The 13643-nt window shown below is 46.2% G+C and carries 10 protein-coding genes and 1 pseudogene; 6 read left to right on the forward strand and 5 right to left on the reverse strand.

The features are described from left to right. Positions 1–6 precede the first annotated feature (6 nt). The 4 genes and pseudogenes from sndC to hmoB form a co-directional block, all read right to left on the reverse strand. Positions 7–1197 carry an N-acetyl amino acid acetylase SndC gene (gene sndC / locus MHH79_RS05475; protein ID WP_063334979.1) on the reverse strand — a complete coding sequence of 397 codons (1191 nt, stop codon included), beginning with the start codon at positions 1195–1197 and terminating at the stop codon, positions 7–9. Positions 1198–1269: 72 nt separating this feature from the next. Next, positions 1270–2661: a hypothetical protein gene (locus tag MHH79_RS05480; protein WP_340035027.1), complete on the reverse strand. Its 1392-nt coding sequence runs from the start codon at positions 2659–2661 to the stop codon at positions 1270–1272. 65 nt (positions 2662–2726) lie between these two features. After that, positions 2727–3044 (reverse strand): annotated as a pseudogene (locus MHH79_RS05485) (hypothetical protein). 44 nt (positions 3045–3088) lie between these two features. Then, positions 3089–3589, reverse strand: coding sequence for a heme-degrading oxygenase HmoB (hmoB, locus tag MHH79_RS05490; RefSeq protein WP_015483033.1), 501 nt, complete (start codon positions 3587–3589; stop codon positions 3089–3091). A 121-nt stretch (positions 3590–3710) separates the two neighbouring features. Between hmoB and MHH79_RS05495 the strand changes: the two genes are divergently transcribed. From MHH79_RS05495 to MHH79_RS05520, 6 genes are all read left to right on the forward strand, one after another. Beyond that, a complete protein-coding gene (locus tag MHH79_RS05495; RefSeq protein ID WP_340035028.1) occupies positions 3711–5855 on the forward strand; it encodes a transglycosylase domain-containing protein in 2145 nt (714 codons plus the stop codon). A gap of 121 nt (positions 5856–5976) precedes the next feature. Then, a complete protein-coding gene (hemE, locus tag MHH79_RS05500; protein ID WP_015483035.1) occupies positions 5977–7038 on the forward strand; it encodes a uroporphyrinogen decarboxylase in 1062 nt (353 codons plus the stop codon). Between the two features lie 71 nt (positions 7039–7109). Next, positions 7110–8042 (forward strand): ferrochelatase, encoded by a 933-nt coding sequence (gene hemH / locus MHH79_RS05505; RefSeq protein WP_014663414.1) that lies wholly within the window; start codon positions 7110–7112, stop codon positions 8040–8042. A gap of 14 nt (positions 8043–8056) precedes the next feature. Beyond that, the gene (gene hemY / locus MHH79_RS05510; protein ID WP_340035029.1) at positions 8057–9469 is read left to right on the forward strand and encodes a protoporphyrinogen oxidase; all 1413 of its coding nucleotides are present in this window, start codon (positions 8057–8059) and stop codon (positions 9467–9469) included. A gap of 145 nt (positions 9470–9614) precedes the next feature. Continuing rightward, complete coding sequence (locus MHH79_RS05515; RefSeq protein ID WP_014479348.1) at positions 9615–10190, forward strand: TetR/AcrR family transcriptional regulator; 576 nt, start codon at positions 9615–9617, stop codon at positions 10188–10190. 70 nt (positions 10191–10260) lie between these two features. Then, positions 10261–12588, forward strand: coding sequence for a YhgE/Pip domain-containing protein (locus tag MHH79_RS05520; protein WP_015483038.1), 2328 nt, complete (start codon positions 10261–10263; stop codon positions 12586–12588). A gap of 41 nt (positions 12589–12629) precedes the next feature. On the opposite strand, the gene fabHB is transcribed toward MHH79_RS05520, so the two are convergent. After that, positions 12630–13607 (reverse strand): beta-ketoacyl-ACP synthase III FabHB, encoded by a 978-nt coding sequence (gene fabHB / locus MHH79_RS05525; RefSeq protein ID WP_003233200.1) that lies wholly within the window; start codon positions 13605–13607, stop codon positions 12630–12632. Between the last annotated feature and the right edge of the window lie 36 nt (positions 13608–13643).

Genomic DNA, 13643 nt, shown 5'->3' on the forward strand with positions numbered 1-13643 from the left:
GTTTTTTTATAGCTGATGATAGGTGATCGCAGCGCCGGCAAGGACCTTGGCCGCTGTCAGCATGGCTTTTTCGTTGATATCAAATTTCGGATGGTGGTGGGAATAAACTCGCTCTGGCTGTTCGGGAGCGGCACCTGTAAAGAAAAAAGTGCCTTTCACGTTTTGTAAGTAATAAGCAAAATCCTCGCCGCCCATTTGCGGTTCACCGTCAATGACCTGCTGAACGCCCTCGGTATTCTTTGCGGTGCTCACCAAGTGGTTCGTTTCGGCAGTATGGTTCATAACCGCCGGATAACCCTGTTCATAGGTGTACTCATAGGACGCGCCGTGCATGCTGCATATTCCTTTTACAACCGCTTCAATTTCTTTCTCCAGAATGTCCCGGACATTTTCATCAAAAGAACGCGCTGTGCCGATGAGTACTGCTTGGTCTGCGATGACATTAAACGGATTGTCGGCGATGAAGGAGCCTGTCGAAATGACGGCGGATTGAATCGGATTGACTTTGCGGCTGACAATGTGCTGCAAAGAGGAAACGATTTGCGAACCGATCAGGACGGCGTCTTTAGTATCATGCGGATGAGCGCCGTGGCCGCCCTTTCCGAAGACTTTAATCGTAAATCGGTCTGCCGCCGCCATTACGGCACCGGGGCGGCAAAGAATGGTTCCGAGCGGTTCGGTTGCCCAAAGATGAGTGCCGAATATCACATCCGCATTTTCGAGACAGCCGTCATCAATCATTGGCTTTGCGCCTCCCGGATAATATTCTTCTGCATGCTGGTGGATCATCACAAATGTTCCCTTCAGTTCATGTCTGTTTTGGTGAAGGACCTTGGCCACTGCGAGAAGAGCTGCGGTGTGGCCGTCGTGGCCGCATGCATGCATGACACCTGGCACTTTGGAGGCGTAAGGGACATCTTTTTCATCTTGAATGGGGAGAGCGTCAAAGTCGGCCCTCAAAGCGACTGTAGGGCCGGGTTCGCTTCCTTCTATATATGCTAAAACCCCTCTGCCGCCGACGTTCGTGCGGATTGGGACTCCTAACGATTCATAATAGGAAGCAATAAATGCGGCGGTTTTTTCTTCTTGAAATGAGAGCTCAGGATACATATGAAAATGGCGCCTGATCTCAACCATTTCTTCAAAACAGCTGTCGAGCTGTTTGTTTATCTCTTTCTGCAGTGTGGATATGGACAAAGCCGCTTCCCCCTTTTCTATGCTTTTCCATGATTGTATAGAAAAAGTCTGAATATTTCAACTTGTACTGTTTTAAAGCATCATCACAGCTGCGAGGGTTGTCACCAAAAGGCCAATCGCGACTGGAATGAAGTTTTTTCTGGCAAGCTCAAAAGGATCAACTTTGCAAATGGCCGCGGCGGGAATCAACGCCCATGGGACCAGTGTTCCTCCGCCCACCCAGATGGCAGAGATTTGTCCGAGCGCGGTCAGAACGGCGGGATCGGCATGGAGAGCGGACGAAAAGAGCTTTGCGATGGAGCCGGCGAGAGAAATGCCAGAAAATCCTGAGCCGTCAAGGCCTGTTATGGCTCCAGCGGCAGTTAATGCAGCGGCGGCAAGCTCCTTTGACATAGGCATCATATGGGATAAAGCAATGCCAAGATCGTTGACAATGCCGTGGGAACCTTTAGGGAGTGAAGTGCCCAGTATGCTCTCATAGCCTGAGTCGCCAAGATAAAAGAAAGCGGCAATCGGGATGACGGGGCCGAAAACCTTAAAACCAAACTTAAATCCGTCAATAAAATAGCCGGTGATTTTTTCAAGCCCTTGATGCTTATACACGAAAAAATGAACGGTAAGGAGGATACAGATTGCAGACCCGCCAATTAACGCGGTGGCATCATTTCCTTGTAGGTTAAACAAGAGCATGCAGGCGATATCTGCAAGAAAGGCAAGTGGAATCAAAAAAGCCAGTATGGACCGCAGGCGTTTTGGCAAGTACAGCGAGTTGTCTTGTTCGCCGGAAAGAACGAGGGAAAAAGAAGCGGGATGCTCCTGTTTTTTGCGTTCGCGCTGAATCATGATAAAGGCAGCGGTTGTTGTGGTCACACCCATAATCAGCACAAGCGGAATGCTGGCCGAGACGACATCACCGACTGGAATGCCTGCTGCATCCGCAGTCAGCTTTGGCGCCGCCTGAATGACAAAGTCTCCTGACAGGGCAAAACCGTGTCCGAATAAGTTCATGGCCATGGCCGCGGCAAGAGGCGTCAAACCGGCACGTGCGGCTGCGGGGAGCAGGACGGCGCCGATTAAAGCGACACCCGGAGAAGGCCAGAAGAAGAGAGAAATGGCGAACATCAGGCCTCCAATCAGCCAATAGGCAGTCACAGGCCCTCTCACAAGGCTTGCAAAGGGAGAAATCATCGCTTCATTTATCCCTGTTTTTGTTAACAAATCACTCATCGAAACGATAAAGCAAATGATGAAAATCGTGGGCAGCAGTTCGCCGGCCGCATAGATAAAGCTGTGGAATAAACTGCTGACAGAAGCTGAAAGTGAATGGCTGGCCCATAGCGATATGATAAAAATGCCGAATAGAGAAATAAATGTCGTGTCTTTTCTCAGCAGCATAAATAGGATAATTGCACCGATAAAAAACACATACAGAACATGGACAGACAAAATCCCGACTTCCATCATCGATCACTCCTTCCGCTTACAGATTATTCATAGGCGGGCGGAAGGTGCCGGGACAGAGGGGAGGGTTATGATGGAAGATGAACATTGATTTGTTTCAGCTGCTCAATCAGATGATGCATTAATACTCTATTCGCTTTTTGCAGATGTTTTGGGAAGCATTCAGGAGAAAAAATGACGCACCCTTCAGCAAGCCAGTTTTTTCTATAGGCGATGGTGCTTTCCGATGGCTCTACATATGAACCATCCTCGTGCTGCATCTCGTACTCATCAAATCCGAACTGAAAAACGCAGCACGGGCAGATTTCATGAGAATGATTGCCTTCATGATCATATGGCGGTTCAGCCAATCCCTTAAACCCGCAGACTGGGCAAGTATGCTTCATTTTGCTTTCCTCCCAATAAAATAAGCTGCCGGACATGACGGCAGCTATTCGACAGCGAAATATGTGGTGACATAGGAAGGCCGGGAGAAGATGGACGTTGTGTCAATTCCGGCAGATGTATCGCGTTTTTTGTGGGCTTCTTTGTAAGAACCGGACTGCTGCCAGTCTTGAAAGGCGCTTTCCGTTTCCCACAAGGTCAGAATGACATAGGTGTCACTGTCAAGCGGACGGAGCACTCGAATGGCTTCAAAGCCAGGCTCGTTTTCGACTTTTCCCGCTCTGTTTTTAAATCTGTTTTCAAACAGCGGACGCCCTTCCTGAGTGACGGCAATATTGTTCAATACTGCAAAACCGGGATGCATAATCTCTCCGACTTGGTCAATGACTTCATAAGCGTGTGGTGCCTGGAAAACGGTATCTCCGTTTGTTTCATGAATCAAAATGGCGTTTTCCTGCCCCTGCATCAAAAGGATATTTTCTGAGGGATGCTTCTCTACGATCGTTTTTAAAAAATCGGCTGTCCCATATGTAATATAAACCTTCATATCAGCCACCTCCTGCTTGCTAGTATATCAAAACAATGGTATAAGTTTCTATTGGCGAGTGCTTCGAACATAATTCCAAACAATTTTTCCCATACTACCTTTAGAAAGGCGAGGTGAGTTCATGTTTAAGATAAAGAAAAAGAAACTTTTTATACCTATCATTATTTTAGTGTTAACTGCTTTTCTCGCTTTAATAGGATATATTTCAATTATTTTTCTCGGCCATTATGTCATAGATGAAAAAAAGCTTATTCTTCATGCTTCTTCAAAAATTGTTGATCAAAACGGAGATGAGGTTGCAAGCCTGTATACAGAAAATCGCGAGCCGGTCTCGATCAATGAGATTCCAAAGCAGGTCAGAGAAGCGTTTATCGCTGTTGAGGATAAAAGGTTCTATGAGCATCACGGCATTGATGCAAAATCTGTCGGAAGGGCAGTGTATCGCGATATATTAGCAGGCGGAAAGGTGGAAGGAGGAAGCACGATCACCCAGCAGCTTGCCAAAAATATTTTTCTGACACATGACAAAACATTTCTAAGAAAAACAAAAGAAGTGATCATTGCGATCAATCTTGAACGGGATTACAGCAAGGACAAGCTGCTTGAAATGTATTTGAACCAGCTTTACTTCGGACACGGGGTCTACGGCATACAAGCGGCGTCCCATTATTATTTTAATAAAGAAGTAAAAGATTTGACTGTATCTGAAGGCGCTGTTTTGGCCGCTATTCCGAAGGCGCCTTCTACGTACTCTCCGATTTTGCACCCTGATAAAAATAAGGAGCGGCGTGATACAATTCTAGGTATGATGAATGACCAAGGCTATATCAGTGCGAAAGAGGCTGTCACCGCACAGGGCCGAACGCTTGGACTGCATGTGAAGAAACAGTCGGAAACACCTTGGTTTGACAGCTACATTGACCTTGTGATCAAAGAGGCAGAAGACAAGTATTCCATTTCCGGAGAGCAGCTTCTTCAAGGCGGATACACGATCAAGGTGCCGCTCGATTCGAAGCTGCAGAAGACGGCTTACCAGGTGATGAAAGAGGGGAGCTATTATCCCGGAACAGATCAGAATGCCGAGGGAAGCGCGGTCTTTATTAATAACAAGACAGGCGGTGTAGAAGCGGCCATCGGCGGAAGGGATTACACATCCAAAGGATATAACCGTGTCACAGCTGTCCGCCAGCCGGGTTCCACATTTAAGCCGCTTGCCGTATACGGACCGGCGATGCAGGAAAAGAAATTTAAGCCATATTCTCTATTGAAGGATGAGTTGCAGTCCTACGGAGATTATACGCCGAAAAACTACGACAGCCGGTATGAGGGCGAAGTCACTATGTCTGACGCCATTACGTACAGCAAAAACGCGCCGGCTGTCTGGACGCTGAATGAGATCGGCGTCGAAACAGGAAAATCTTATTTGAAAGCAAACGGCATTGATATCCCTGATGAAGGCCTTGCTCTTGCTCTAGGCGGCTTGGAAAAAGGCGTTTCGCCGCTCCAGCTTGCCGGCGCGTTTCATACATTTGCCGCGAATGGAACGTATACTGAACCCTTCTTTATCTCGAGCATAATAGATGAAGACGGAGAAACAATAGCCGATCATAAAGAGGAAGGAAAGCGGGTTTTCAGCAAGCAGACGTCTTGGAATATGACGAGAATGCTGCAGCAGGTAGTCAAAAAGGGAACGGCCACGTCCGGCACCTATCACGGGGACCTGGCGGGAAAAACAGGTTCTACATCTTATACAGGCGTCTCCGGCGCGACAAAGGACGCCTGGTTTGCAGGCTATACGCCGAAAATAACCGGGGCAGTCTGGATGGGCTATGACAAAACGGATCAAAGCCATTATTTGAAAGCCGGGAGCTCATACTCGACGCGGCTGTTTAAGGATATTTTGACACAGGCAGGAGAAACCGGTCATGTGTTCACAAAGCCTAAAAACGTTAAAGAACTGGAAAGCCCGATTGAGCTGAAGCCGGTCAAAACACTCACAGCCGATTACACATTTAAAGCAGCGGGGCTCTTTACTATTGAATTAAAGTGGGACGCTCAAGAGGATGATCGGGCCGTATACAGAATTTATGTAAACAAGGAAGGCAAGGAGACGCTTCTTGATTCGGTTGAAGGGAAAGGAAGCTATGAAATTCCTTATGCCAACTTATTTTCGGGCGCGTCTTATAAAATTGTGCCTTATAATACACAGACAAAAAGAGAAGGGGAAGGAACCGATTACGTTCAGCCAAAATTGTTTTCCTCTTAATGGAATTCGGCGATTTTTTGAACTTTGAGCTACATTTCTATACCATTTGCCTAAAACAAGGTATAGTGTAATAAGTCAAGAAATACGAACGTATGGTTGCCGTATGAAAGGTGGAAATCAGATGAGTAAACGAGAAACGTTTAACGAGACGTTTTTAAAAGCTGCGCGGGGAGAAAAAGCGGATCACACGCCTGTGTGGTATATGAGGCAAGCAGGGCGCTCACAGCCGGAATACCGCAAGCTGAAGGAAAAGTACGGATTGTTTGAGATCACCCATCAGCCCGAACTTTGTGCGTATGTCACAAGACTGCCGGTTGAGCAATACGGAGTCGATGCTGCAATCCTTTATAAAGATATCATGACGCCGCTGCCGTCAATCGGTGTGGATGTTGAAATCAAAAACGGGATCGGTCCTGTGATTGATCAGCCAATCCGGTCTCTGGCGGACATTGAAAAACTCGGCCAAATTGATCCGAAACAGGACGTGCCGTACGTGCTTGAGACAATTAAACTGCTTGTCAATGAGCAGCTGAACGTCCCGCTCATCGGTTTCTCAGGTGCGCCTTTTACGCTTGCAAGCTATATGATCGAAGGCGGCCCGTCGAAAAACTACAATAAAACAAAAGCCTTCATGTACAGCATGCCGGATGCATGGAATCTGCTGATGTCCAAGCTTGCCGACATGATCATCGTGTACGTGAAAGCGCAGATTGAGGCAGGCGCAAAAGCGATTCAAATCTTTGATTCGTGGGTCGGCGCATTGAATCAGGCAGATTACAGAACATACATCAAACCCGTAATGAACCGGATTTTTTCAGAGCTCGCAAAGGAGAATGTGCCGCTGATCATGTTTGGCGTTGGCGCAAGCCATCTTGCAGGTGATTGGCATGACCTTCCTCTCGATGTTGTCGGGCTTGACTGGAGACTCGGCATTGATGAAGCCAGGTCAAAAGGAATTACTAAAACAGTGCAGGGCAACCTGGACCCGTCCATTTTGCTTGCGCCATGGGAAGTCATTGAGAAGAAAACAAAGGAAATACTTGATCAGGGTATGAAATCAGACGGCTTCATTTTCAATCTTGGCCATGGGGTATTTCCTGACGTCAGTCCCGAGGTTTTGAAAAAACTGACAGCATTTGTCCATGAATATTCACAAAATAAAAAAATGGGTCAATATTCCTAAGCATATCTTTTGGTATCTTAATGATATCCTGTCAAAATGTTTGTATCAGATCATTAAAGAGGGTGTAAACAGTGAGTAGAAAGAAAATGGGGCTTCTCGTGATGGCGTACGGCACGCCTTATAAGGAAGAAGATATTGAACGTTATTATACACATATCAGAAGAGGCAGAAAGCCTGAACCTGAAATGCTTCAAGATTTGAAAGACAGATACGAAGCGATTGGCGGCATTTCACCGCTTGCCAAAATCACAGAAGAGCAGGCGCATAATCTGGAACAGCACTTGAATGAAATTCAGGATGAGATTACATTTAAAGCGTATATCGGACTGAAGCATATCGAGCCGTTTATTGAAGACGCCGTAGCAGAGATGCATAAGGATGGCATTACAGAAGCAGTCAGCATCGTGCTGGCGCCACATTTCTCCACGTTCAGCGTTCAGTCCTACAACAAACGTGCCAAAGAAGAGGCTGAAAAACTCGGCGGCTTAACGATTACGTCAGTTGAAAGCTGGTACGATGAACCGAAGTTCGTGACATATTGGGTTGACCGAGTGAAGGAAACATATGCGTCAATGCCTGAGGATGAAAGAGAAAACGCAATGCTTATCGTATCCGCACACAGCCTGCCAGAAAAAATCAAAGAATTTGGAGACCCGTACCCGGACCAGCTGCATGAATCGGCGAAATTGATTGCTGAAGGCGCAGGCGTTTCCGAATATGCTGTCGGCTGGCAAAGTGAAGGGAACACGCCTGATCCTTGGCTCGGACCCGATGTTCAGGATTTAACACGTGATTTATTCGAACAAAAAGGCTATCAAGCATTTGTATATGTTCCTGTTGGATTTGTCGCGGATCACTTAGAAGTGCTTTATGATAATGATTATGAATGCAAAGTGGTTACTGACGATATCGGCGCAAGCTATTACCGGCCGGAAATGCCAAATGCCAAGCCTGAATTTATTGATGCTTTGGCAACAGTCGTATTAAAAAAATTAGGACGTTAAAGAAGGCGATGAACATGAGTGACGGCAAAAAACATGTAGTCATCATCGGCGGCGGCATTACCGGTTTAGCCGCCGCCTTCTATATGGAAAAAGAAATCAAAGAAAAGAATCTGCCGCTTGAGCTGACACTTGTTGAGGCAAGTCCGAGAGTCGGCGGGAAAATCCAGACTGTCAAGAAAGACGGCTATATCATCGAAAGAGGGCCAGACTCATTTCTGGAACGAAAGAAAAGCGCCCCGCAGCTTGTTAAAGACTTAGGTCTTGAGCATTTGCTTGTCAACAATGCGACTGGACAATCCTATGTGCTTGTAAACCGCACCCTGCATCCAATGCCGAAGGGCGCTGTAATGGGGATACCGACAAAAATTGCGCCGTTTGTTTCTACGGGTCTGTTTTCCTTGTCCGGGAAGGCGAGAGCTGCTATGGATTTCATCCTGCCTGCAAGCAAAACAAAGGATGATCAGTCATTGGGAGAATTCTTCCGCAGACGTGTCGGAGATGAAGTGGTCGAGAACTTAATCGAGCCGCTTCTATCAGGGATCTACGCAGGCGACATTGACAAGCTCAGCCTGATGTCGACATTTCCGCAATTTTACCAGACGGAACAAAAGCATAGAAGCCTGATTCTCGGCATGAAAAAAACAAGGCCTCAAGGCTCAGGCCAGCAGCTGACGGCAAAAAAACAAGGGCAGTTCCAGACTCTGTCAACCGGTTTGCAGACCCTTGTAGAAGAGATCGAAAAGCAGTTAAAGCTGACGAAGGTGTATAAAGGCACAAAAGTGACCAAACTCAGCCATAGCGGCTCTGGCTATTCGCTCGAACTGGATAACGGCGTCACACTTGATGCTGATTCAGTAATTGTGACTGCTCCGCATAAAGCGGCTGCGGGAATGCTTTCTGAGCTTCCTGCCATTTCTCATTTGAAAAATATGCACTCCACATCCGTGGCAAACGTCGCTTTAGGTTTCCCTGAAGGCACCGTCCAAATGGAGCATGAGGGCACGGGTTTTGTCATTTCAAGAAACAGTGACTTTGCGATCACAGCCTGTACGTGGACGAATAAAAAATGGCCGCACGCAGCGCCGGAAGGCAAAACGCTGCTTCGGGCATATGTCGGAAAAGCTGGAGACGAATCCATTGTCGATCTATCAGATAATGACATTATCAACATTGTGTTAGAAGACTTAAAGAAAGTCATGAACATAAACGGCGAGCCGGAAATGACATGTGTCACCCGATGGCATGAAAGCATGCCGCAGTACCATGTCGGCCATAAGCAGCGTATCAAGGAGTTGCGTGAAGCACTTGCATCTGCGTATCCGGGTGTTTATATGACAGGCGCTTCTTTCGAAGGTGTCGGCATTCCCGACTGCATTGATCAAGGAAAAGCTGCCGTGTCTGACGCGCTTACCTATTTATTCAGCTAAAACCTCCGCTTTATCGCGGAGGTTTTTTGATGTGCAATGGCAATATTGTGTAAAAAAATGATTGAATTGAACGGAAGGTTATGATACATTTGCATATGTACTTAATGACTAAAATGTTCAAATGGTCAGTTTCGAGGTGAATACAATGTCAATAGATCGAAAAAAGCTCATTTTGGAGGCGGCTACAAAGTCTTTCACGCAGTTCGGGTATAAAGCGACGACAATGGATCTTGTCGCAAAACTTGCGAACGTGGGGAAGGGAACCATTTATACTTTTTTCAAAAACAAAGAAGAGCTGTTTGACGAGATTTTCACTACTTTATTAAAGGAAATGAAGCAAAAAGCGGATGAAGCGATGGAGCCGAACCTTCCGTTCCATGAAAATGTGCACAGAGCGCTGTTTGCCATTCTGGAGTTCAGGAAAACACATCAGCTGACGATTAAAATTTTCCAAGAGAATGCCGAGATTGGTACAATGGCTGTTCAGGAAGTGATCCAGAAAATGGAGCGAGCCATACTGTCTTATATCAAAAGTAAGATTGAAGACGGGATCAAAAGCGGCGCAATCAAGCCGTGCGACCCTGAGCTGACAGCCTTTGTGATGCTGAAGCTTTATATCGCGCTCATTTTTGACTGGGAAAAACAACACCCCCCGCTTGATAAAGAGACAATTGCGGGACTGCTTGAATTGTATGTTGTCAAAGGATTGTCAGCGAACTAGATAATCCTTTCTCTTTGCAAGAAAATGACCATTTTTCATGATGAGTCAGTTTTAGAATGGAGGCATCAGGATGAACACAATACGAAGTCAGTGGAAAGACATCGTAACAAGTAAAAAATTATTGATTCCCATCATCGCCATTTTGTTTGTCCCGCTTATTTACAGCGGCGTATTCTTAAAGGCTTATTGGGACCCGTACGGCACAGTTGACCAGCTGCCTGTCGTTGTCGTCAACCAAGACAAGGGAGCAACGTATGAAGGAGAAAAACTTCAAATCGGTGATGATCTGGTCAAAGAATTAAAGGATAATAACAACTTTGATTGGCATTTTTCCAATGATCTCGACCAATCGTTAAAGGACTTATTGAATCAAAAATATTATTTAGTTGTCGAGATTCCTGAGGATTTTTCTAAGAATGCCAGCACTGTATTAGACAAAAATCCGAAAAAATTGGATCTGAAATACCATACAAATGCAGGGTCCAACTATGTAGGGGCAACGATCGGCGAAAAAGCAATTGATAAACTGAAAGCCTCTGTTTCAAAAGAAGTGACCGAGCAATATACGAAAGTTATTTTTGATAACTTTAAAGATATCGCAAAAGGTTTGAGCGACGCGAGCAGCGGCGCGAAAAAAATTGATGACGGCACAAAGGATGCGAAAAACGGAAGCGCCCAGCTGAAAGAAAATCTGGCGAAGCTGAAGGAAAGTACCGCTACCATCAGTGACAAAACAGCGCAGCTTGCAGATGGAGCGGCTCAGGTGACGAGCGGCATCCAATCACTTGACAGCTCGCTTGGGAAATTCCAGGACAGCAGCAACCAGATTTATGATAAATCTGGTCAGCTTGCAACAGGATCTGGCAAGATAACGGGCAAACTGAATGAACTGAATGCCGGCCTTCAAAAGGTGCAGCAGGGCTTGCCTAATCTGACAAACGGGCTGGATCAGCTCAACAGTAAAGCGCAAGAAGAGTCGGAAAAAGCAGCAAAAGCGGAAAAACTCATAAATGCGCTCGATTTAACACAGCTTGAAACAGCTGTGAACAACCTGGAAAAGTCAGAAACTGCGATGAAGGAATTTAAAAAACAGCTGTCTGACTTTGAAAACAGCTTAAAAAACCGTGATCAGGCATTCAAAAATCTCATCAATTCGAGTGATTTCTTAACAGCGGAGCAAAAAAGCCAGTTGATCAGCTCTGTTGAAAAGCAGCTTCCGAAAGTTGATGCGCCTGATTTTGATGAAATTTTAAGTGGGCTTCCTTCAGCTGATCAGCTGCCTGACATCGCAACGATAAAAAGCTCATTGGAAGATGTGAAAGCGGAGGTTGCCCAGGTGAAGGCATTGCCGGAAGCTACCGCTAAGCTTTATAACGGCGCAAAAGCCACTCAAGATGCGATTGACAAATTAACTGCTGGATCTGAGAAGATATACAATGGTTCACAGCAGCTGACAGAAAACCAAAATAAACTGACAGCGGGCATCGGTGAATATAATAAGCAATTCGCAAAAGCAAAAGCGGGCTCAGAGCAATTGGTGACAGGAAGCAGCCAAGTATCCGGCGGATTGTTTAAGCTGTTAGACGGGTCTAAACAGGTCCAAAGCGGATCATCAAAACTTGCAGACGGATCTGCATCACTTGATACAGGTTTAGGCAAGTTATTGGACGGCACAGGAGAGCTGTCTAGTAAGCTGAAGGATGCGGCTGACCAAACAGGAGATATCGATGCTGATGATCAAACATATGGCATGTTTGCAGATCCGGTTAAAACCAAAGATGATGCCATTCATTCCGTTCCTAACTACGGTACAGGGCTGACACCTTATATCCTGTCAATGGGCTTATATGTCGGCGGCATCATGCTGACGGTTGTCTTCCCGCTGAAGGAAGCGTCAGGACGTCCGAGAAACGGTTTTGAGTGGTTCTTCAGCAAATTCAATGTCATGATGCTTGTAGGAATCATTCAATCATTGATTGTGGCGACGGTTCTTCTATTGGGAATTGGTCTCGAGGTAGAGAGCACGTGGAGATTTTACGTGTTTACGATCATTACGAGTCTAGCTTTCCTGGCGATAATTCAATTTTTGGCTACAACGATGGGCAACCCGGGACGATTTATCGCAGTCATTATTTTAGTGCTGCAGCTGGGAGCGAGCGGAGGAACCTTCCCGCTGGAATTGCTTCCGAATTTCTATCAGGTCATCCATGGTGCATTGCCGATGACCTACAGCATTAACGGATTCAGAGCAGTCATTTCAAACGGTGACTTTGGCTACATGTGGCAGATGGCCGGCGTCTTAATCGGCATCGCCCTCGTCATGATTGCACTAAGCATTACTTACTTTACAATGTTAAGCCGGAAGGAAGAATCATCAGAAGAACAGCCGGCTTCATAAAGAAAAAGAACTTGTTTCCTTGGAAACAAGTTCTTTTTTTGTTACATTCCCCATTTAATAAGCAATCCTGTATAGGTTAATCCGCCGCCAAACCCGAAAAGCAAAACGATTTGATCTTTTTTCAGCTTCCCGGCTTTCACTGCGAGATCGAGCGCCAAAACAATTGAAACCGAAGACGTGTTTCCGTAGTGCTCAACACTAGTGAGCGTTTTTTCAATCGGGAACGGTGTTTTTTCACAAATTGACTCGATCATGCGCAAGTTGGCGCTGTGAGGAACAAACCAATCGAGATCATCAGAGCTGAGTCCTGCTTTATGTAAAAGCCGTTCAAATTCGCCAGGGACGGTTCGTGCGGCCCATTTATATACCTCGCGTCCGTTTTGCACCATTTTTCCAGAACCGACAAGCTGCACACCGTTTATTTCATTTCGCAGTCCGGCACGATACAAAATATCGCCGCCGTTCCCGCTTGTTCCTTGTACAGACGCAAGAAATCCCGGCGTCTCTTCATCTCGTTCCACTAACAGCGCACCCGCGGCATCGCCGAACAGAACGCATGTCGTTCGATCGGTATAATCCGTTACCTTTGATAACGTCTCTCCGGCGATCACGAGAATTTTTTGATGAAGGCCAGATGTGATCAATCCATTTGCCAAATGGAGGCCGTAAGTCAGCCCGGCGCATGTCGCATTAATATCCAGCGCGCCGGTGCTTTCCCAGCCGAAATATTCCTGTACGCGGCATGCCGTACTCGGAAAGGCGTAATCGGATGTGGTTGTGGCAACGAGGATCATATCGACATCATCAAGTGTTCCTTTATAACGGCTCTTGAGATTCTTCACAGCTTCTATGCATAAATCAGAGGTAAATTGATGTTCATCCGCAATCCGGCGTTCTCTCATTCCTGTGCGCTGAACGATCCATTCATCAGAGGTATCAACGATCTTTTCTAAATCTGCATTGGTTAAGCGTCTGCTCGGCGCATAGGTGCCGATAGCTGTAATTTTTGCTTTTGACATATGAATCACTCCTTATGGTCAGATTATAACACTAGA

This window comes from Bacillus sp. FSL K6-0993 (assembly GCF_037977205.1).
Taxonomy (GTDB): domain Bacteria; phylum Bacillota; class Bacilli; order Bacillales; family Bacillaceae; genus Bacillus; species Bacillus subtilis.